This window comes from Lacinutrix sp. Bg11-31 (genome assembly GCF_002831665.1).
GTDB lineage: Bacteria > Bacteroidota > Bacteroidia > Flavobacteriales > Flavobacteriaceae > Lacinutrix.
Genome location: NZ_CP025118.1, coordinates 3,565,211 through 3,587,792, shown reverse-complemented (window position 1 = coordinate 3,587,792; position 22,582 = coordinate 3,565,211). Strand labels below are relative to the sequence as shown.

General features: G+C 33.0%; 18 protein-coding genes and 1 pseudogene. 8 read left to right on the top strand and 11 right to left on the bottom strand.

Annotated features, from left to right (window positions below):
• Positions 1–93: 93 nt before the first annotated feature.
• The 7 genes from gldN to CW733_RS16015 form a co-directional block, all read right to left on the bottom strand.
• Entirely contained in the window at positions 94–993 is a 900-nt protein-coding gene (gene gldN, locus CW733_RS16045) for a gliding motility protein GldN (RefSeq protein ID WP_100998483.1), read from the bottom strand.
• Between the two features lie 41 nt (positions 994–1,034).
• Positions 1,035–2,597 carry a gliding motility protein GldM gene (gene gldM, locus CW733_RS16040; protein WP_100998482.1) on the bottom strand — a complete coding sequence of 521 codons (1,563 nt, stop codon included), beginning with the start codon at positions 2,595–2,597 and terminating at the stop codon, positions 1,035–1,037.
• A gap of 40 nt (positions 2,598–2,637) precedes the next feature.
• A complete protein-coding gene (gene gldL, locus CW733_RS16035; RefSeq protein ID WP_100998480.1) occupies positions 2,638–3,273 on the bottom strand; it encodes a gliding motility protein GldL in 636 nt (211 codons plus the stop codon).
• A gap of 53 nt (positions 3,274–3,326) precedes the next feature.
• Positions 3,327–4,700: a gliding motility lipoprotein GldK gene (gene gldK / locus CW733_RS16030; protein WP_100998479.1), complete on the bottom strand. Its 1,374-nt coding sequence runs from the start codon at positions 4,698–4,700 to the stop codon at positions 3,327–3,329.
• Between the two features lie 164 nt (positions 4,701–4,864).
• Positions 4,865–6,031, bottom strand: coding sequence for a formimidoylglutamase (locus CW733_RS16025; protein WP_100998477.1), 1,167 nt, complete (start codon positions 6,029–6,031; stop codon positions 4,865–4,867).
• Between the two features lie 3 nt (positions 6,032–6,034).
• A complete protein-coding gene (gene topA, locus CW733_RS16020) occupies positions 6,035–8,551 on the bottom strand; it encodes a type I DNA topoisomerase (protein ID WP_100998476.1) in 2,517 nt (838 codons plus the stop codon).
• Between the two features lie 117 nt (positions 8,552–8,668).
• Entirely contained in the window at positions 8,669–9,442 is a 774-nt protein-coding gene (locus CW733_RS16015) for a hypothetical protein (protein ID WP_100998474.1), read from the bottom strand.
• 132 nt (positions 9,443–9,574) lie between these two features.
• Between CW733_RS16015 and miaB the strand changes: the two genes are divergently transcribed.
• The 7 genes from miaB to groL all read left to right on the top strand — a co-directional run bounded on the left by miaB (position 9,575) and on the right by groL (position 16,356).
• Positions 9,575–11,017: a tRNA (N6-isopentenyl adenosine(37)-C2)-methylthiotransferase MiaB gene (gene miaB, locus CW733_RS16010; RefSeq protein ID WP_100998472.1), complete on the top strand. Its 1,443-nt coding sequence runs from the start codon at positions 9,575–9,577 to the stop codon at positions 11,015–11,017.
• A gap of 33 nt (positions 11,018–11,050) precedes the next feature.
• Positions 11,051–12,307 carry a sigma-54-dependent Fis family transcriptional regulator gene (locus tag CW733_RS16005; protein WP_100998471.1) on the top strand — a complete coding sequence of 419 codons (1,257 nt, stop codon included), beginning with the start codon at positions 11,051–11,053 and terminating at the stop codon, positions 12,305–12,307.
• A gap of 71 nt (positions 12,308–12,378) precedes the next feature.
• Complete coding sequence (locus CW733_RS16000; protein WP_100998470.1) at positions 12,379–12,885, top strand: LptE family protein; 507 nt, start codon at positions 12,379–12,381, stop codon at positions 12,883–12,885.
• 1 nt (position 12,886) lies between these two features.
• Positions 12,887–13,819: a hypothetical protein gene (locus CW733_RS15995; RefSeq protein ID WP_100998468.1), complete on the top strand. Its 933-nt coding sequence runs from the start codon at positions 12,887–12,889 to the stop codon at positions 13,817–13,819.
• Positions 13,819–14,169: a preprotein translocase subunit SecG gene (secG, locus tag CW733_RS15990; protein ID WP_100998467.1), complete on the top strand. Its 351-nt coding sequence runs from the start codon at positions 13,819–13,821 to the stop codon at positions 14,167–14,169. The genes CW733_RS15995 and secG overlap by 1 nt, the downstream gene beginning before the upstream one ends.
• A gap of 181 nt (positions 14,170–14,350) precedes the next feature.
• Positions 14,351–14,629, top strand: a complete 279-nt coding sequence (locus CW733_RS15985; protein WP_100998466.1) for a co-chaperone GroES — start codon at positions 14,351–14,353, stop codon at positions 14,627–14,629.
• Between the two features lie 95 nt (positions 14,630–14,724).
• Positions 14,725–16,356, top strand: coding sequence for a chaperonin GroEL (groL, locus tag CW733_RS15980; protein ID WP_100998464.1), 1,632 nt, complete (start codon positions 14,725–14,727; stop codon positions 16,354–16,356).
• 590 nt (positions 16,357–16,946) lie between these two features.
• Here the strand turns inward: groL and CW733_RS16790 are convergent.
• Positions 16,947–17,087, bottom strand: a pseudogene (locus tag CW733_RS16790) (DUF4240 domain-containing protein); the annotation flags it as partial.
• An 830-nt stretch (positions 17,088–17,917) separates the two neighbouring features.
• On the opposite strand from CW733_RS16790, the gene CW733_RS15970 reads away from it, so the two are divergent.
• Positions 17,918–19,195, top strand: a complete 1,278-nt coding sequence (locus tag CW733_RS15970) for an ice-binding family protein (protein WP_100998462.1) — start codon at positions 17,918–17,920, stop codon at positions 19,193–19,195.
• 291 nt (positions 19,196–19,486) lie between these two features.
• On the opposite strand, the gene CW733_RS16480 is transcribed toward CW733_RS15970, so the two are convergent.
• The 3 genes from CW733_RS16480 to CW733_RS15950 all read right to left on the bottom strand — a co-directional run bounded on the left by CW733_RS16480 (position 19,487) and on the right by CW733_RS15950 (position 22,557).
• Positions 19,487–19,702, bottom strand: a complete 216-nt coding sequence (locus CW733_RS16480; RefSeq protein WP_255411499.1) for an integrase core domain-containing protein — start codon at positions 19,700–19,702, stop codon at positions 19,487–19,489.
• Between the two features lie 480 nt (positions 19,703–20,182).
• Entirely contained in the window at positions 20,183–21,232 is a 1,050-nt protein-coding gene (queA, locus tag CW733_RS15955) for a tRNA preQ1(34) S-adenosylmethionine ribosyltransferase-isomerase QueA (RefSeq protein ID WP_100998903.1), read from the bottom strand.
• Between the two features lie 92 nt (positions 21,233–21,324).
• Positions 21,325–22,557 carry a 3-phosphoshikimate 1-carboxyvinyltransferase gene (locus CW733_RS15950; RefSeq protein ID WP_100998458.1) on the bottom strand — a complete coding sequence of 411 codons (1,233 nt, stop codon included), beginning with the start codon at positions 22,555–22,557 and terminating at the stop codon, positions 21,325–21,327.
• Positions 22,558–22,582 lie beyond the last annotated feature (25 nt).

Below are 22,582 nucleotides of genomic sequence, written 5' to 3'. Positions count from 1 at the left end.
CTTGTTAAATATTCTTCGCTCTGTTTTGAATGACAAATAAAAAAACGCTCACTTTTGCAAGTGAGCGTTTTAAAATATATTAAGATATTCTTATTAGTATGACCACATATCTAATTCGAAGTTTCTAATTTTTTCTTTAATTCTTTCTGATTCTAACAATTGCATTAATGCATTTTCAGCAACATAGTCTTCAACTTTACGGTCTCCGAATACATTTTCTTCTCTTGTAATAACCGAATTAAAACGACGTGCGTTTAAAATATGGTCGAAAGAAAATGGTACAGCACTGTTTTTAGCATTGAAAGATTTTGCTTCATGTAATACTTCTCTAGCATCTGGAAAGAACACCCAAAATAATGGGTTTGGTTCGCTATTAGCTGCATCATCAGAATCTAAAAAGTTTACATCTGGAGCTGCAGGTGCAATTCCTAATAAACGATATTTTAATTCACCTTGACGCTTATCGAAGTACCAAAGTCCTTTTATAAGGTAAGCACTTACGTGAAAAGAAGAAATTTCAGTTTTAGTAATATACTCAGGATCAACACGACCTTCAGCATTAAACTGATCATAACCGTAATCTAGAGTATCTATCTTAGTTGTTATGTCTTTCATTTCTTTTGCCGTACGCTTTGCAGAAAAATAAGAATCGTTATAAACGTTTTCAATTTTACCATCAGCGATTGCCTTAGTTAAAACATCGTAAAGAGAACGTCTGTTACTTCCAATATTATTAGTATCCACAGGATAGTATAATGGGAAATTAACACGTTCATCTAAAACTACTTTTTCCCAAGTCATTTTAGCGAACATAATATCTCTATCATCAACATAACCATATTCTAATGGTTTATCGTTGTCTAAAGCTTTTTGTTCTTCAGTTCTAACACCAATCTCAGATGGAGATTTAGCATTTAGAATGTTAGCTTGAGCAAATGCGCTAGAAGAGATAAGTACTCCACATACGACTGCTAATAAAGATTTATAGTTCATTTGGTTCTTCTTTTTTTTTATTAATTTAATTACAAAGTTAATTAGTTAGCTAACTCTATAACTATTGGAGATGCAGGCTTAATTGCTGGTCCACTAGATCTTGATTTAATATCGAAAATCGTAACATCGTCACCTCTTCTTGCTTTGTTAATTGCTGCTCTAGCTTGACCACTCATTTTACTACCACTTACAGTAATACTAGGCTGTCCAGGAACTTTTACTTTAAAGCCTGTTACAGATAATGGTAATTCGAAATCAAAATCAAGTAATTCTGCTTTAACAGTACCAGCAGCAATATTAGCTCTTGGTAATTTACCGTTAGACATACCTGCTAATTGACCTGTAGGCTTAGGAATATCTTTAATTCTAAAAGTAGCTTTATCACTAACTCTAGAATCATCGTCTAAAGTAGCACTTACAATGATAGTAACCTCTTTACCTGAAGTAGGTACCATTGTATATTTACCAGATTTACCAGCTTTAGTTAAACCACTAGCACTAGCAGATACTTTATTATCTGGAACTCCAGCAAAAGAAATAGTCATTGGGTTTTTAACACCTCTATACACTACATTCATTTTATCTGCTGATATGGTTGCCGAATTTGGTCTTGGTACTACTACGTAGTTAGCATTAACGATAGGGATTTCTAACTCCTGACCATTTTCTATAAAAGTAAACTTACCTTTAATATCATGTTCCCCAACATTTCCTACATTAAAATCTAATGTAGCAGCTCCAGTAGAATCAATAGATTTAGATAAGTCAATTTCTTTACCTTGAACCACTAATTTTGTTGGTGCAACATTGGCATACTTACCAATTACAACTCTACCTTGAAATTTTTCACCTGCAAAAAATGCAGATTTATCAGCCAATACAATTGCTTTGTAATTATTTAAAGTTGTTGCTTCTGAAACAATGTTTCCTAAGAATAAACTAAACATATCAGACTCTGTTACTTTAACATCATTCTGCATCGCTGTTAATTTAGTGTAAGAAGCAATTGCTGGAAAACCTTGATAGTTATACGCTAACCAATCGATTTTTTTCCCATCTTTATTCTCAACTTTTTCTGTACTAAATGTTTTTTCAAAAGCTTGGGCTCTTCCTCTATAACTTTCGTCTGTAGAAAGAATATCATTAACTGCTTTTTTATAAGCGTTAATGTTAGTCATAACTTCATCACCTTTCTTAGTTAAACGATCTCCAGTAAACCATAGTTCATCAAGAATATCTGTTTTATCCATTGCTTCAAATGGTAATTTACCTTTCTCATCCAATACATATTCGCCTTTTTTTACTAAATCTCTTTTAAGAGTTTCGATGTATTTGTAGAATTTATCTGAAATAATTTTAACCTGTTGAGCTCGCGCTGCAGGTACTTTAAATTCTTTTGGATTCTCATCAGCTTTCCCTTCTAGCTCAGCTAACAATTTGTCATTTCTTTCGATTGTTGCTTCATTAGAATCAGCGAACTTCGCCTCCATCAGCCCAAATGCTGATAGCACTTCCTTTGACATATTCATAGCCATCATTGCGATGAATACTAAATACATCAAGTTAATCATTTTCTGCCTTGCGGATGCTTTTCCTCCTGCCATGTCTAATTAGTTTTTTAAGTTATTAATATAGTTATACTAATTAGTTTTTGTTCATTGCAGTTAACATTCCACCATAGACTCCATTTAAAGAAGATAAGTTAGATGCTAAAGATTGCATTTGTTCTTTAAGCTTGTTTGCATTTTCTACAGACTCCTCGTTAATAGTCGCTTGACGACTAGCAGATTCCATTTGTACTTTATATAAACTGTTTAAAGATTCCATTTGTGCAGCAGCAAGAGACATTTCCTCTCCATATTTTTTTGTTGCAGACATTGCATCTACTGTTGGAGATATACCTTTAGCAGCACCTTCGAAATTTTTAATACTATTACCTAAGCTAGCCATTAATTCACCATCAATTTTAGCATCTTTTAATAAGTTGTCTAATTTTTTCGATAATAAACCTTCAGCATCTTTAGGCTCTTCTATTTTTCCTTTTTTTGTTGTAGTCATTCCTCCAGCTAATTCTGGATAAACTAAAGACCAGTCTGTATCTGCTGTTTGTCTTTCGAATGCAGAATATGTAAATACTAAAGCTTCCACAATCATTCCTAACGTTAATATTTCTGAACCATAAGGCCAGTGTTGAATTTTAAACAAGGCTCCAACAATTACAATTGCTGCTCCTAATCCATAAATCATATTAGTTACTGTGATTTTACCTTTTTGTGCCATAATTTCTAAGTTTTAGTTTTTAGTTTTTTATTAATTTTAGTAAGGTTTATTTATTAACGTCTTGAGTTAGCAGTAACTTCAGTTCCCATATAATCTTGAACTGTTCTAAAGCCAATATAACTTCTTGCAGAATCTGCATATTCGTAATCTCTTGAACTTACTTGTAAGAAGTATGCAACATCTTTCCAAGAACCACCTCTAACTACTTTACGTTGGTTACTAGCTTCGTTTACACTTGGATTAATTGTAGACATGTGTTCATAAGAACTTGGATCGTAAGATGCATTTACCCATTCAGAAACATTTCCTGCCATATTATATAAGTTAAAATCGTTAGGCTCGAAAGCATCTGCTTCTACCGTATATAATGCTTGATCTGCTGCGTAATCTCCACGTAATGGTTTAAAGTTTGCCATAAAACAACCTCTGTCGTTCTTAGCATATGGTCCTCCCCAAGGAAAGGTTGCTGCTTGCAAACCTCCTCTAGCTGCGTATTCCCATTCTGCTTCAGAAGGTAAACGATAAGAGTTTACGTAATGTCTTTTCTTTTCTTTTCTGTAAGAGTTGTGAACTAGTGTTCTCCACTGACAAAAAGCTTTTGCTTGTTTCCAAGACACACCAACTACAGGATAATCTCCATAAGCATCGTGCCAGAAATAATCGTTGTGCATAGGCTCATTATAAGAATAAGCGAAATCTCTAATCCAAGCTGTAGTATCTGGATAGATTTCTACTTCTTCTTTTATAATAACATCTTTACGACGTAAGTTTTTGTTTTTTGCTGCTTTTTCAATATCCATGTAAGAATATTGGAACTTAAATTTAGTGACATCCCAAGTACGCTGACCGTTGTAAGACTCTTCTATAGGTAAATACATAGTATCCATTACTTCTACGTAATATTCGTCTGGATATTCTGCAGTATCAAAAATCAAATCTACATCATGATTTAATTTTCTTCCTTCGTAACCTGTTTCACCAAGACCACTATAGTTGTCTAACATGTATTTCTCGTAAGGAGTCATCTCCTCCTCATTTGCGTCTTTAAATGCAAATTGACCAACACCTGGTTCTCCACTCTCACCAGTTTCTCCAACTTCATCAGCTAAAATCGCTAATTTAGTTCTAATTGTAGAGTCTCTAACCCATTCTACAAATTGGCGATACTCACTATTAGTGATTTCTGTTTCATCCATGTAGAAAGCTCTTACCGTAACGGTTTTTGCAGGTGCATCTTGAATTCCAGCTAAATCATCATCAGCTTTACCCATAATAAATGCTCCTCCAGGTACCAAAGTCATACCGTAAGGCTTCTCTGGATGCCATTTCTTTCCTTTAACACCAACTAATTGACCTTTGTCTTTAGAACCACAACCGGCTAAAAGTGTTAAAACTACTGTTAATAATACAAACTTCTTCATATTCATTATAAAACTCGAGGTTAATTATATACTCCTAAATTTTCAAGAGCGTAAACATATTTATATATTATTTAAAAAACAACTTTTTAAAGGAAAATAATTACATTTAAACGTGTTAAAATTACTTTTAAACGATTAACGAACTGTTAAAATTGAGCGATTTCCAATAATTATACACTATTCTTTTGATACGCTTTATACCATCTATCTGGTATTTTACCATTACATGCCTCTAAATAATCTTTGTGCGTGCAAGGTAATAACGTATGCTTTTTTAATTTATTATTAACATTTGCTAAAAAAGGTATTTCTATCCACCATCTTCCTGTTTTAGTGCTTTTATAGAATACTAATTCTTCAGCGTCCGCTAAAGTAGTGAATTTTTGATGATTATTATCATCTAAAAAGTCGTCATCTTTTATCCTACAGTTTACACCTTCAATAAAATACCACAACATTTGCGATATTAACATTGCTGTTACTTCATCGTCATAAGACGGTTTATACTCGAATATACCAAATGTTGAAACCTTATTACTTATTCCTGCATAACGTGCCATAGCGCATATCTCTTTTCCATCTAAACCATTTGGAGAAAGCCTTTGTTTTAAACTTACTTCTGAAGCTTTTACAACGCCAAGATCTATACTTACCACATTTGCATCTCGCATAACTGGCTCTGCAATAGTGATATCGTTAGATATTTCACCTAATCGATACGCTTCAAAATATAAACGCTCCATTAAATCTATTTCTTCTTGCGAATTAAAATAGGTTTGATAACCTAAGGTTGCATAATTAAATAAATTATAAGGCTCATCTAATATCACTTTACCTATAAAACTATTATTTTTAATTGGCTTAGCCGAATCACCTATGTCGAAACGCGAATCGACATTAACAATATTAACCATTGGCATTAAATTATCGTAAGCACGATAAATGGCATAGGTTAAATCTTGGCTTCCACCTAAAATAACTGGAATAATTTTTTTCTGAACTAGAATCGAAACAGTTGTCTTTAGGGCAAAATAAGTATCCTCCACAGACTCACCTCTATTAATATCTCCTAAATCCGCAATAATTGTGTTCCAACTCCCAGGAAATAATGCATAAAAAGATTTCCGAACTTCATTAAGCTGAAATTCTTCACCTATGTAATTAACATCGTTTCTATTTTCTAAAACACCGATAATAGCAACCGAAACGCCTTCTAAATCAGGAATTCCTTGTTGTGTTGAGTGAATCCTTAATTTTCTCCCTAAAGCCTGCATTGTTAATAACTCGTTATGAGCTAAAACCGCATCTGATACTGGAGACAAGAAATTAAAGTTCATATGTTATTTCTTTTTTGCTGTAGTTTTCTTCTTAGTCGCAGGTTTCTTTTTGACTGCTTTTTTCTTCTTCTTTGGTGCGTTTTTCTCAAGAATAGCTTTCACTTCTTCTAAAGTTAAAGCTGGGGCATCTGTTGTTTTAGGTAATTCAATTTTCACTTTACCTTGTAAAATATTGAACCTTCCCCAGCGTGCTTTTTCAACACGAATACCTTCATCTTCCCAATTATGGATAACCTTATCAATTTCTTTTTGAATCTTTACTTCTATTAACTCAACAATATCAGTATCAGATAAGTTATCCCAATCATACTTTTTGTTTACATTAATAAACATGTTATTCCATTTTATAAATGGTCCAAAACGTCCTTTCCCTTTTTGCACAGGTAAATCCTTATACATGTAAATAGGAGCATCTGCTTCTTGCTTCTCTTTAATTAATACAATAGCATCATTCAGCTCTACTGTTAAAGGATCTGTACCTTTTGGTAACGAAACATAAGCTTCACCAAATTTCACATAAGGTCCAAAACGACCATTATTAACAGCAACTTCTAAATCTTCGTAAGTCCCTAAGTTTTTAGGAAGCTGGAATAAATCCATAGCTTCTTCAAAAGTGATACTTCCTAATTGTTGATCTGGACTTAGACTTGCATAAGTTGGGCCTTCTTCGTCGTCCGACATTCCCATTTGCACCATTGGCCCAAACTTACCTAAACGCACACTTACGCGCTTTCCAGATTTAGGGTCTTCTCCTAAAATACGTTCTCCAGATTCTCTTTCTGCATTTTCCTGTACATCAACAACTCTTGGATGAAAGTCTTTATAAAAAGCCTTCATTACATCTTTCCAGTCTGCTTTACCATCTGCAATATCATCAAACTGATCTTCTACATTAGCTGTAAAACTGTAATCTAAAATACTTGAAAAATGATTTACCAAGAAGTTGGTTACAATAATACCAATATCTGTTGGTACTAATTTTCCTTTATCTGAACCTACTTTTTCTGTAAGTAAATTATCTTTTACATTTCCGCTTTCAAGAACCAATTGTGTGTAATTACGTTCGACACCTTCAATCGTCCCTTTCTCTACGTAGTTTCTATTTTGAATAGTAGAAATTGTTGGCGCATATGTAGAGGGTCTACCAATACCAAGTTCTTCTAATTTCTTTACAAGTGATGCTTCTGTAAATCTATAAGGTGCTCTTGTGTAACGTTCGGTAGCTGTAATATTATTGTTTAATAATGTTTCACCAATTTTCATTGCTGGCAACATCCCTTCTTGCTGCTCTAAATCCTCATCATCTGTACCTTCTAAATAGACTTTTAAAAATCCATCGAAAGTAATCACCTCTCCATTAGCAGTAAAGGTTTGCTTATGTGCTGCAGCATTTATTTTTACATTGGTACGCTCTAGTTTTGCTTCGCTCATTTGCGATGCAATAGCACGTTTCCAAATTAACTCGTATAATCTTGTTTGGTCGTAATCTAAACCTGCAGTGTGTACTGCAAAATTTGTTGGTCTAATGGCTTCGTGAGCTTCTTGCGCTCCTTTAGACTTTCCTTTATAATTACGTTCTTTTGCGTATTCTTTTCCGTAAGCATCAATAATTTCTTTTGCTGCGCCTTGCTTTGCTTCGTTAGATAAATTTACACTATCTGTTCTCATATAAGTAATTAAACCGGCTTCGTATAGACGTTGTGCCATAGTCATGGTTTTACTTACTGAAAAATATAATTTCCTTGATGCTTCTTGTTGTAATGTTGAAGTTGTAAATGGTGCAGAAGGTGATTTCTTTGCTGGTTTTTTCTCTAAGTCTGAAACCTTAAACGTAGTATTTGCATTTTGCTCTAAAAACTTTAAAGCTTCTGCTTTTGTTTTAATCGATTTTGGCAATTTTGCTTTAAACGATTGTCCTTCTTCGTTTGAAAACTCAGCATCAATTCTATAAGATGCTTCAGCCTTAAACTCATTAATTTCTTTTTCACGCTCTACAATCAATCTAACTGAAACCGATTGCACTCGTCCTGCAGATAAACCTCCTTTTACTTTTCTCCATAACACTGGAGACAACTCGTAACCTACAATTCTATCTAATACACGACGTGCTTGTTGTGCATCTACCAAATCGTAATCTATCTGTCTTGGGTTTTCTACTGCTTTTTGTATTGCAGACTTAGTAATCTCATGAAAAACAATACGTTTGGTTTTCTCTTTAACCAAACCTAAAGACTCAGCTAAGTGCCAAGCAATAGCTTCACCCTCTCGATCCTCATCACTAGCCAACCAAACCATTTCTGCTTTTTTCGCTAAATCTTTAAGCTTTTTTACAATTGCTTTTTTATCTGAGGATACTTCGTATTTTGGATCAAAATCACCTTCTACATCAACGCCCAATTCTTTAGAAGGCAAATCGGAAATGTGCCCATAACTCGATTCTACTTTAAAATCTTTTCCAAGAAATTTTTCGATTGTTTTTGCTTTCGCAGGTGACTCAACTATTACTAAATTCTTAGCCATTTTTCATTTTTTATGAGTGCAAAGGTATAGCAAAAAAAATATATGAACCTAATTAAAATACTATACCATTATATATACACCAAATAAAAAGCCTTGAAAAACAAGGCTTTTTACAATTTATTCAATACCTATTTTCTCGACAGAATCAGCAGTATCTTCCCCTATAACTTCTTTATATATAAAGTATAATGGATGATCTGCAAAAGCTGCTGTAACAATAATTCCTATTCCACATAATAACATTCCTACCATAGAAGCTAACAATGAAGATACCATAACTAACCCAAAAGTAATTAGCCATTTTTTATGCCCTAATTTAAAGCTCAATTTAATAATTTCTGAAACTGTTAATTCCGGATTAAATGCAAAAATTACAATAAAGAATGACATTGGAACCATAACATAAAACAAAGGTAAATAACATAATAGCATTGCTACTATTGAAATTGCCATACTCGCTAACATTAATAGAGAAATATTAGTTAAATAAGGCGTTTTAAAAAAGTAAAATAACGATTTAAAACTTACCGTTTCTCCTCTATCTATTGATGCTAAATCTTTAAAAAAGGCTGCACGCATAGCGACAGTTACTACACTAAGCAGCAAAATACCTATAATAAAAACTCCCATATATAAAATAGAAAAACCTCCTAAAAGCACAGACATATCATCAGGATTCATTTGCCCATTTTCAGAGTTTGCAACTATAGCCATTACAAATGGAATATAAAAAATTAATATAAAAGGAATAATAATTACAAATGCAACCAGTTGTAACGACAACCCATGCATCCAACTTTTCTTAAACAACTCTATAGACTTGTTAAAAATTGTTCCAAAATCTAAAACCTTATTTGCTTCTATTTTCTTTTCTATTTCAGAAAAATTCATCTGCTTTATTTTATTTAATTATTAATGCTTCAAATGTAAGTTTTTTAACTATAATTTATAACTGCCACTTTGTCACTTTTATTTAAATAATCTTATCTTTGCATACTAATTGATTTGATTTTATCAATATTTATGGAGAAAACTATAGACGAAGCTAAACAAGGAGAAGCTTTAATTTTAGAGCAAAAAGAGAACAATTCTAAGAAACTTTTTATTGAAAGTTACGGTTGTGCTATGAATTTTAGTGACAGCGAAATTGTGGCTTCTATATTAGACAAACAAGGTTACAACACAACAGATACGCTAGAAGATGCAGATTTAGTTCTGGTAAACACTTGCTCTATTCGAGATAAAGCAGAGCAAACCGTTAGAAAACGTTTACAAAAATATAATGCTGTAAAACGTATTAACCCAAAAATGAAAGTTGGTGTTTTAGGTTGCATGGCAGAACGTTTAAAAACTAAATTTTTAGAAGAAGAAAAAATTGTTGACCTTGTTGTTGGACCAGATGCTTATAAAGATTTACCTAATCTTTTAGCAGAAGTTGAAGATGGACACGATGCAATAAACGTTCTTTTGTCTAAAGACGAAACTTATGGAGACATTTCTCCTGTACGTTTAAACAGTAATGGTGTTACTGCTTTAGTTTCTATTACTCGTGGTTGCGATAATATGTGTACCTTTTGTGTTGTCCCATTTACTCGTGGCAGAGAACGTAGTCGCGATCCACAAAGTATTATTGAAGAGGTTAACGATCTATGGAGTAAAGGCTACAAGGAAATTACTTTGCTTGGCCAAAATGTAGACAGCTACCTTTGGTATGGAGGTGGTATGAAAAAAGATTTTGTAAAAGCTACGGAAATGCAAAAGGCAACTGCTGTAGATTTCTCTAAACTACTTCAAATATGTGCAGAAGCACAACCAACTATGCGTATTCGTTTTTCGACCTCTAATCCTCAAGACATGAGTTTAGATGTTATTAAAATGATGGCAAAATATGATAATATTTGTAATCACATTCATCTACCAGTACAAAGCGGAAGTAACCGTATTTTAAAGGAGATGAATCGTTTGCATACACGCGAAGAGTACTTTACTTTAATAGATAATATTCGTTCAATTATTCCTAATTGTGCAATTAGTCAAGATCTTATTGCTGGTTTCCCTACAGAAACAGAAGAAGATCACCAAGACACTTTAAGCTTATTAGAATATGTGAAATATAACTTTGGTTATATGTACACCTATTCTGAAAGACCTGGAACGCTTGCAGAACGCAAATTTGAAGATGATATTCCAGAAACCACAAAAAGCAGACGATTAAGCGAGATTATTGCGCTTCAATTAAAACATAGCGAGCTTAGAACACGACAATTTTTAGGACAAACTATAGAAATATTAGTAGAAAAAGAATCTAAAAAAGCTAAAGATCAATGGTCTGGAAGAAGCCAACATAGTATTGTTGCCGTATTTCCAAAAGAAAATTACAACATTGGAGATTTAGTAAACGTAAAAATAACAGATTGTACAAAAGCAACACTAATAGGTGAAGCTGTTGGACTCTCAATGAAATAATAAAAAAACTTTCTTACATACGCAGGAAAACATATGGAATCATCAATTCAAGCAACAAAACAACGTTTCGGAATTATTGGAAATAGTCCCACTTTAAATCGTGCTATAGAAAAAGCTATACAAGTATCTCCAACAGATATTTCTGTTTTGGTAACAGGAGAAAGTGGTGTTGGTAAAGAAAGTATTCCAAAAATAATACACCAACTTTCGCACAGAAAACACAACAAATACATTGCAGTAAACTGTGGCGCAATACCAGAAGGCACAATAGATAGTGAACTTTTTGGTCACGAAAAAGGCGCTTTCACAGGTGCAACTGCAGCCAGAAATGGTTATTTTGAAGTTGCAGATGGTGGCACTATTTTTTTAGACGAAGTTGGAGAATTACCACTTACCACACAAGTACGCTTATTACGTGTTCTCGAAAATGGTGAATTTATAAAAGTTGGCTCTAGTAAAGTGCAAAAAACCAATGTACGTATTGTTGCAGCAACAAACGTAAACATGTTTGAAGCCATTAAAAAAGAAAAATTTCGTGAAGATTTATACTACAGATTAAGTACTGTAGAAATCAACCTTCCACCTTTACGTGAGCGACAAGAAGATATCCATTTACTGTTTAGAAAATTTGCTAGTGATTTTGCATTGAAATATAAAATGCCAACCATAAAGCTATCGGATGATGCTATACTTAATTTAATAAAATACCGTTGGAGTGGAAACATTAGACAGTTACGAAATGTGGCTGAACAAGTTTCAGTTTTAGAACAAAATAGAGCAATTTCTGCCGATACTTTAAGAGGTTATCTACCAACAGGAAGTAACTTACCTGCTGTAATTAAGACCACAAAATCTGAAAGCGATTTTAGTAGCGAACGCGAAATCCTCTACAAAGTATTGTTTGATATGAAAGCAGATTTAAATGATTTAAAGAAGCTTACAATGGAGTTAATGAAAAAAGGAAATGCTAAAGATGTTCAAGAAGATAATCAAGGTTTAATTGAAAAAATCTATGGTGATAACGATGACGAAGAAACTCTAGAAGACTTGCAAGTATTGGCTATTCCGCAGAAAACTGAAACAACTAAATCTTATACAGCAGAAACTAACGACAAATATCATTTTGCTGAAGAAATAGAGGAGGAAGAAACGTTATCTCTTCACGATAAAGAACTAGAATTAATAAAAAAATCTTTAGAGAGACATAGTGGTAAACGTAAATTAGCCGCTGAAGAATTAGGTATTAGCGAGCGTACACTTTATCGAAAGATTAAACAATTTGATTTATAGTTTCTCGTTATTATCAAACTTAAAAGCATTAAAAACAACAAATAAAAGATACTCACTTTCGTGAGCACAAGATGAAATACATAAAACACATTCTAATACTAATAGTAACAGTTTCAGTTTTTAGCTGTGGCTTTTATTCTTTATCTGGAACAAATATTCAAGCTGATGTAAAATCTTTTCAGGTAAACTACTTCCAAAATACAGCTGCACAAGTTGAGCCAGGAATAGATAGAGATTTTACTATAGCGTTGCAAGACTTAATAGTAAACCAAACTAATTTAGAACTTGTAAACTCTAATGGAGATTTAGTTTATGAAGGTGAAATTACAGAATATCGTATTTCTCCAACTACAGCAACAGCAGACAATACAGCTGCACAAAACAGACTTACAGTAGGAGTACGTGTGCGTTTTTACAATAAAAAGGCGGAAGATGACGACTTCGAAAAAACATTCTCATTTTTCTACGATTATGCAGGAAGTTCTTTACTTAGTGGTAGTGTAAAAGATACTGCTTTAGAAGAGATTTTCGAACGTATAACTCAAGATATTTTTAACGCATCTTTAGCTAAGTGGTAAAATGAATCAGACCAATTTTTTAAATATTCTTAAAGCACCACAGCACATTGACAAGTCTCAAACCGATGACTTAAAAAATATTGTGGAAGCCTTTCCTTATTTTCAATCTGCGAGAGCACTCTATATTAAAGGTTTAAAAAATGCTGATAGTTTTAAATACAACAATGCTTTAAAAACTACTGCAGCTTATACTACAGATAGAAGTATTTTGTTTGATTTTATTACTTCTGAAACATTTACTCAAAACGAAGTATCACAGTTTATTAAACAAAACACCGCTAATTTACTAGATATAGAGGTTCATGCAGAAAATATTTCAATTCAAAAAAGTGTAGAAATAGACACTATTTTAAAACAGCAAATTGAAGACACTAAATACACTTTAGATCCTGATTTATTTCAGCCAAAAATAGACACAGAACAAGTTGCAAGTTTTAAAAATGAAGTTAAAACCAAAAAAGCTGACGAACTAATAAAAGCAGAAGACGTCTTAAACATTGGGAAACCGCTTCAGTTTGAAAAAGTTGAGACACATTCTTTTAACGAGTGGTTAACTTTAACCCGCTTTACTCCTATTGATCGTGAAGTAAAATCTAGCAAGAGTTCTTCCGAAGAAAAAAAATCTAAAAAATCTGTTAGATCATTAGCTAAAGCTAAAAAGTTTGATCTTATCGAAAAATTTATTGAAAAGAGCCCAAAGTTAGTCGCAAAAAAAACTGCAACATCAAATCACAATATCGCTAAAGCGCAAATGATTCAGCCTGAAGCCTTAATGACTGAGACTTTAGCGCGTATTTATCTTGAACAAAAGAACTATAAAAAAGCAATTCAATCTTATAAAATATTAAGTTTGAAATATCCAGAAAAAAGTGGTTTCTTTGCAGACCAAATTAAAGCAATAAACGAATTACAAGAACAAAATAACAAGGAATAATGGGACAGTTTACAATATTTTTAATACTAATTGTTATAGTTGCCTTTTTACTAATAGTAGTAATAATGGTACAAAACCCTAAAGGTGGAGGATTATCTTCTTCTTTTGGAGGAGGTGGAACACAGCAATTAGGAGGAGTGAAGAAAACAACAGACTTTTTAGATAAAAGTACTTGGACATTAGCTACTATTTTAGTGGCATTAATTTTAGTGTCTAGCTTATCTATTCCACGTGCTGGAGCAACAGGAGATTCTAAGGCCTTAGATGAAAATGCTATAACAGTACCTGTAACACCTGCACCTGCACCAGCTGTAGACAATACAACTCAAGAAACAGAAGATGACAACTAATATCACCAATATAATATTATAAAAAAATGCCAACTTAACAGTTGGCATTTTTTGTTTCTAATAGCTACAGCATATAATCTGTAAGTTTGTCAGTTACTTTGTAATGGCACATTTTTAGCTTATCTATAAAGTATAAAAATAACGAACCGCCTGTATTCTAAACAGGCTAAATAAAAATAACATGAGCAAAATAAACATTAAACCACTAGCAGATCGTGTACTAGTTGAAGCACTTCCTGCTGAAACGCAAACTGCTTCTGGACTATATATTCCAGATAGCGCACAAGAGAAACAACATAAAGGTACTGTTGTAGCTATTGGAAACGGAAAAAAAGACGAACCACTTACTGTTAAAGTTGGAGATACTGTACTTTACGGAAAGTATTCTGGTTCTGAAATTAAGTTAGAAGGTACAAACTATTTAATGATGCGTGAGGAAGATATAATGGCAATCATTTAATCTTTTATTCCTGCTAAAACAGGAATTCATTCAACAAAAAATAATTTCAATTAACATAGATTTCTGCTTTAGCAGGAATGACAAAATAGAATAACATGGCAAAAAGCATAAAATTTGATATAGAAGCTCGCGACGGATTAAAACGTGGTGTAGATGCATTAGCAAATGCAGTAAAAGTAACTTTAGGACCAAAAGGAAGAAACGTAATTATTAGCCGTTCTTTTGGAGCGCCTATTGTTACTAAAGATGGTGTTAGTGTTGCAAAAGAAATTGAGTTAGAAAACCCATTAGAAAATATGGGAGCTCAAATGGTAAAAGAAGTAGCTTCTAAAACTAACGATTTAGCTGGTGATGGTACTACAACTGCAACTGTTTTAGCGCAAGCAATTGTAAAAGAAGGTTTAAAAAATGTTGCCGCAGGTGCAAATCCTATGGATTTAAAACGTGGTATCGACAAAGCGGTAAAAGCTATTGTTGAAGATTTAGGAAAACAAGCTAAAGAGGTTAAAAACTCTTCTGAAATGATTAAGCAGGTAGCTTCAATCTCTGCAAATAACGATGAGCTTATTGGTGATTTAATTGCTAAAGCTTTTGGTAAAGTTGGAAAAGAAGGTGTTATTACTGTTGAAGAATCTAAAGGTACTGATACGTATGTAGAAGTAGTTGAAGGTATGCAGTTTGACAGAGGTTACTTATCTCCTTACTTTGTAACAGATAGCGAAAAAATGATTGCTGATTTAGAGAATCCTTACATATTATTATATGACAAAAAGGTTTCTACAATGAAGGATTTATTGCCAATTTTAGAACCAGTTGCACAAACAGGAAAGCCTTTATTAATTATTGCTGAAGATGTAGATGGTGAAGCATTAGCAACTTTAGTAGTTAATAAATTACGTGGTTCTTTAAAAATTGCTGCTGTAAAAGCACCAGGTTTTGGAGACAGACGTAAAGCAATGTTAGAGGATATTGCTATTTTAACTGGAGGAACTGTAATTTCTGAAGAAAGAGGATTTACTCTTGAAAACGCTTCAATTGAAATGCTTGGTACTGCAGAACGTATTACTATAGACAAAGACAACTCTACAGTTGTTAATGGATCTGGAGATAAAGATTTAATTAAAAATCGTGTTAACCAGATTAAATCTCAAATAGAATCTACAACTAGCGACTACGATAAAGAAAAACTACAAGAACGTCTTGCTAAATTAGCAGGTGGTGTTGCAGTACTTTATGTTGGTGCAGCTAGTGAAGTAGAAATGAAAGAAAAGAAAGATCGTGTTGACGATGCTTTAAATGCTACAAGAGCAGCTGTGGAAGAAGGTATTGTTGCAGGTGGTGGTGTTGCTTTAGTGAGAGCAAAAGCCGTTTTAGGTAAAATTACTACAGAAAACTTAGACGAAACTACAGGAATACAAATTGTTGCACGTGCTATTGAAGCGCCTTTAAGAACAATTGTAGAGAATGCAGGTGGAGAAGGTAGTGTTGTAGTAAACAAAGTATCTGAAGGTAAAAAAGACTTTGGTTACGATGCTAAATCTGAACAATATGTAGATATGCTTAAAGCTGGTATTATCGATCCCAAAAAAGTAACTAGAATTGCATTAGAAAACGCTGCTTCTGTTGCCGGAATGATATTAACTACCGAGTGTGCTTTAATTGATATTAAAGAAGATGCTCCTGCTGGCGGAATGCCAATGGGTGGAGGTATGCCAGGCATGATGTAATAGCGAATCGCTATAGATAATTTACCCACTCTTACTTAGAAAAAATTGATATGTGGATAGATAAATTAAAAAACGCTCTCAGAATCAAATCTGAGAGCGTTTTTTCTTGGTTTTGCCTAACGTCTCGGCTATGGTTAGTACGGGAATTAAAAGCAGTTAACTTTCGATAAAGCACTTAGCCAAAACTTTTTATTTCGTTTTATCTTTTCTTTTTTAAAAGCCAAATCAAAAGATTTGACGGACTTAGTTAAAAGTTCTAAACTTAAGATTAAGTTCCAAAACCCGTATTAATTATTGCCATTGTTAGCCGCAGTTTTTATTTATTCAATTTCCCACTTTGCGTGAAGTTTTGCATATTTCGCTTTTAACACATCATCTTCTTCTTCCCATTCTGCTCCAATAATTTTAAAAATTTTCTTTTATTCCATTCGGCATTTCATCTCCACCAGTTTTTTTCTCATAAACATCCCTTGGTGCATAACTCAATCTTTCCCAATCGTCATTATCCATTCGTGTTCAAGTTGAACAAGAGTCTCTATATTTTGCATCGCATTTTCAAATATTTCCTTTCCTTAATCAATTAGCCAACCTCAAAAGTCTGAAAAACAGTCATCAAAGCATCCTCCCATAATATAAGCAGCAGCCCACAAATCCCAAGTGTATGCTTGTCCTCGAAGTGTTCGAAATCTATTGTCAAATTCAAGAACCTCCAGTGCAGAATGTTTTGAAAGTTCCTTATTTAATTCAGTTTATTGCTTTTCATAATTACCAGAACTATTGGATTTAGATATTTTTATAATTCTCCAAAAAAATATTTTCGTCCATTAGTTTGTCCGAATCCTGAATTGCTTCTTTTTTCCCAAATAGTTTGTCAAATATTCTCATTTCTATTGTTTCTATATTAATAAGATATGTATGAAAATTTCTAATCGTATCATTTTTTTCTAATTGTGGCTAATGTGTAGCGCAGCGAAATATAAACTCTAACGGTCTTGTGTATGGTTAGTTGCGTGGTTAAGTAACTGATTTAGTAAACAAATACGAACAAGAGAAAATTCCGAAGGAATTTTCAAAATAATCACTTGCCATAGCAATTAATTATACAATAATTGCTATTTGTAATAAGCTATTAAAACAAACTTTTGCTATTTCTAAACTAGGATTAATATACAATGAAAGCTATAGAGGTACTTTAGTGAAAAAGTAATGAAATTTTACTTGTTTTTCAGCACAGTACTTTGTTTCCCACAGTATTTATCAAAATGGGACTGAGGTAGTTAATTCTAGTAGAGATATTATTTCACTGAACTCAGTTATATCTCTCCAAGCGAAGATTACTACATTAACCTTCGGGGAAACCATTGAAGTACGGTGGAAAGTTAATTCTGGTGAAGCAACCTTTGACAATAGAGGCTTATTGTTTGTTCGTTCTGAATATTAGCTATTGATTATATTTACATTAAATTTACATTATTCGTATATTTTATCGATAAAAAGCATAAAAATCAGGATTAACACCGTTTTTTAGTATAGCTTACCCCAAATACTTAAAACTTATCTTATGAAATTTATTTTAAAATGCTTTGTTGTACAATTATTCTTATTGCCTTTAGGCAGTATTTATGCTCAAGTCGGTATAGGAACAACCACACCTGATACCTCTTCTATTCTAGACGTTTCTTCCTCCAGTAAAGGGCTTTTAATGCCACGATTAACCACAACAGAAAGAGATAATATCACACTCCCTGCGACAGGATTAATTATTTTTAATACGACATTGGTTGACGGTCAATTAAATACTGGATCACCTTCCTCGCCTAATTGGATAGGTATCAAAAGATATGAAGGATCTATGATTGATTCTGCTATTTCTGGTGACATTATTAGTACCACATCCACTACTGCTATGTTGGTGCCAGGCATGACAAAGGCACTTGAAATTGGTACTTATTCAGTTTCATTCAATGGTCAGCATTTAACCAGTGCAGTCAATCAAGAATTTAATACTAGCGAAGGTATCATTGATATTGACTTAATATACCAAGACCTAATTACTTTAACTGCCACTAACACATCACACTCTCTTGTTTTTGGCAATGGAGAGCATTTGGCTCCAGGTGTCTACGATATAGTTGGATCTACATCAGTTGCTGGAACATTAACTCTTAATGGTGGTGGAGACCCAAATTCTGTGTTTATTATCAGGAGTACCGGTCCATTAACTACGGGAGTTGGCACCAGTGTAATTTTGACCAATGGAGCAAGCGCAAATAATGTATTCTGGGTGTCTGAACTTCCCATGTCTACAGGTGCAAATTCAATTTTCAAGGGGTCCTTGGTTTCTCGTGCTGGAGCGATTTCGTTAGGAGTTAGCACGAGCATGGAAGGAAGGGTGTTTACAAAGTCAGGAGCATTAAGTGTAGGGGCGAGTTGCATTCTTACAGAACCATCGGGTGTTTCTCCTATTGATTTAAGGAGACTTTCATCATTTGTTATGTTTACTACTAGTGGTGCGGTATCATCTGATGTAAGTTCTACGATATCTGGAGATATTGGTACTGGAATAGGAGCTCTAGCAATTGCAGGTGTACATTATGGAGAACTATACCCTGCCGGTACAACATCTACCTCCGAAACTACTACCACTTACAGTATTTATCAAAATGGAACTGAGTTAGTTAATTCTAGCAGAAAAATTACATCACTTAACTCAGTTGTATCTCTCCAAGCAAAGGTTACTGCTTTAACCGCTGGGGAAGTTATTGAAATACGTTGGAAAGTTAGTTCTGGTCAAGCAACCTTAGACAATAGAGACTTATTATTTATTCGTTCTGAATAATTAATTGTTACTATCTACCCATCATACTATATTGGTTATGAAAAGTATAGCTTATGAGAAATTTTTTTAGAATAACAGATATAGTTCAATAATCTATACCTGTTATTCTTAAAGAAATTTTCTATCATTCTCCAACTTAGTTTCCAGATTTCAACCTCAGATAATTCAGGCTCTTCATTTTTCTTACAAGAGATTATTAGAGTAAAACCAAAAATTAGAAGTATTAATGTTTGTCAATTCATATTTGTTTTTTCGCATGTCTAGTCCTAAAATACGGCTACAGATTTAATTTTATGCTGATAATTGATATACCATATTTGGTGTTTTAAAGTCTAAAGATAGGTGTGATTTTATTTCATTATACATTTTGATTGCATTTTTTGCTGCTCTTTTAACGTGGGCTACATTCATAAAGGTTTGATCCAAATAAAATTCGTCTTTTAAAATGCCGTTTATACGCTCTGCCATTGCGTTTTCGTAACAATGATTTTCTTCTGTCACACTAATACCTATCTTTTTTCTTTTTAGTATTTGCGTGTATACATTGCTACAATATTGTATCCCTCTGTCCGAATGACGAATAAGTTCTTTAATATTTTTTTTCTTGACATACTGCTTTATTTAGAGCTCTTACACTCCCTTAGAGTTCTAGACTGTTTAAGGTCATATCCAAAAATTTATCTTGAATACATATCAGTTATTAGAGTGAAATAACAAAACTAGACATTCCACAATACTATAGAATTTTCCTAATTGACTCTTGGTGTATTTACCAGTAACTAAGTTCGGATAAAATTTTTAATTTGAAAGGTTCGCTATAACGTCTAGTTACTCTGTCATTTTTATACATATACTTGTGGTTTAGTATATACATATTTCAGGACGTGACTTTAATGGCAATAAAAAAGCCTTATCGATTTCGATAAGGCTTTTATTTTTTTTATGAAACTCCTGATAATATCATGAGATCACGAAACAAGTTCTGGATTAGATAATTAACATCGCATCTCCATAACTATAGAACTTATACTTTTCTTTAACAGCTTCATCGTAAGCACGCTTAACAAAATCATGACCTGCAAAAGCAGAAGTCATCATCATTAATGTAGATTTTGGTGTATGAAAATTAGTAATCATAGCATTGGCTATACTAAAATCGTAAGGAGGAAAAATAAATTTATTTGTCCAACCATCAATCTCATTTAAAGTATGGTTTGAAGATACAGCACTCTCAACAGCACGCATTGCAGTTGTACCTACAGCACAAATACGTCTTCTATTTTTAAGCGCAGTATTAATTTTCTCTACTGTTTCTGGCCCAATAGTTACTTCTTCACTATCCATTTTATGCTTAGATAAATCTTCTACCTCTACAGAGTTAAAAGTACCTAAACCAACATGTAAAGTTACCTCAGCAAAATCGATACCTTTAATTTCTAAACGCTTTAATAAGTGCTTAGAAAAATGCATTCCTGCTGTTGGAGCTGCTACAGCACCTTCTTTTTTAGCGAAAATTGTTTGGTAACGCTCTTCGTCTTCAGGTTCTACATCTCTTTTAATATATTTAGGTAATGGTGTTTCACCTAATTCAGTTAATTTTTTACGGAATTCTGTGTAAGAACCATCGTAAAGAAAACGTAACGTTCTACCTCTAGATGTTGTATTATCTATTACCTCAGCAACAAGTGTTTCGTCATCACCAAAGTATAATTTATTTCCAATTCTAATTTTACGTGCTGGATCTACTAAAACATCCCAAAGGCGTTGTTCTTCGTTTAACTCACGTAATAAAAACACTTCAATTCTAGCACCAGTTTTTTCTTTGTTTCCAAATAAACGTGCAGGAAAAACCTTTGTATTATTAAGAATCATGACATCGTCTTCTTCAAAATAATCAATAAGATCTTTAAATTGTTTGTGCTCTATAGTTTGTTCTTTTCGATTTAAGACCATTAAACGAGACTCGTCTCTGTTTTCTGCTGGATATTCTGCCAATAACTCCTCAGGTAATTCGAAGTTAAAGTGTGATAATTTCATTTTCATGCTTATCGTATGTTTTAAGTATTAGAAAGTTGCAAAGATACAATCTCAAGATAGGCGTTGTCAAGTAAATGACTGTTTATTATTATTTATTTTATATTAAACTGAAAACCGAGTTGCTTTAAATCGTCCCAAAAGGTTGGATACGATTTTGAAACCACCATATAATCTTCAATTTCAAGAGGTGTTTTTAAAGCCAAAGGCGCAAAAGCCATTGCCATTCTATGGTCGTTATATGTCGCTACAACAACATTTTCTTTAATTCTGCTAGATTTTTTAAGATGAAGACTTTTGTTAGTAATCTCTACTTCTCCACCAAGTTTTTCAATTTCAGTTTTTAAAGCTTCCAATCTATCAGTTTCTTTAATTTTAAGCGTGTGTAATCCTGTTAAATTAGATTCTAAGCCTAAAGCAAATGCTGTAACAGAGATTGTTTGTGCAATATCTGGCGAATTTGCCAAGTCAAAATCTATTGCAGTTTTAAAATCTACGTTCGTTGTTTTTTCAATTAATACCGTATTTCCTTTAAAAATAGTGGTAACACCAAAGCTTTTATAAATTTCTGACAAAGCTGAATCTCCTTGCAAGCTATCTTTTTTGTAAGATGAAATTTCAATTAAAGTTCCAACTTCAGCTAAAGCAACAATACTATAAAAATAAGAAGCCGAAGACCAGTCTGACTCTACAATTAATGTTTTAGGCTCTACCTTTTCTTGTAATGGTTTTACAGTAATTACATTACCCTCAAATTTGGATTCAATATTTAGCTCATTTAACAAACTTAAAGTCATATTAATATAAGGCACAGATGTTATTTTCCCATTTAAGGTTAACTCTAATCCGTTTTCTAATTTTGAAGCTATAAGTAATAATGCCGAAATGTATTGACTACTTACATTAGCATCTAACGAGACTTTACTTTTAGTTAATTGTTTTCCTTTTATTAAAAGTGGCGGATAACCTTCGTTTTCTTTATATAAAATATCTGCTCCTAATTGATTTAAAGCATCCACCAATATTTTAATTGGTCGCTCTTTCATACGCTTAGAGCCAGTAACTATTGTTTCTCTATTATTTTGAGTCGCAAAATAAGCCGTTAAAAAACGCATTGCTGTTCCAGCATGATGGATATCTATTACTTGTTCTTTAGACGCTAAAGCCTTTGTCATTAATTGCGAATCGTCACTGTTAGACACATTCTCAATATTAATTTCTGGGTATAAGGCTTGTAATAACAACAATCTATTAGACTCACTTTTTGAACCTGTAATTTGTATTGCTGACTTCTTTTTAATTGAAGATTTTTGTAAAATTATATTCATATTTAAAAGAGTGGATTCCTGCATT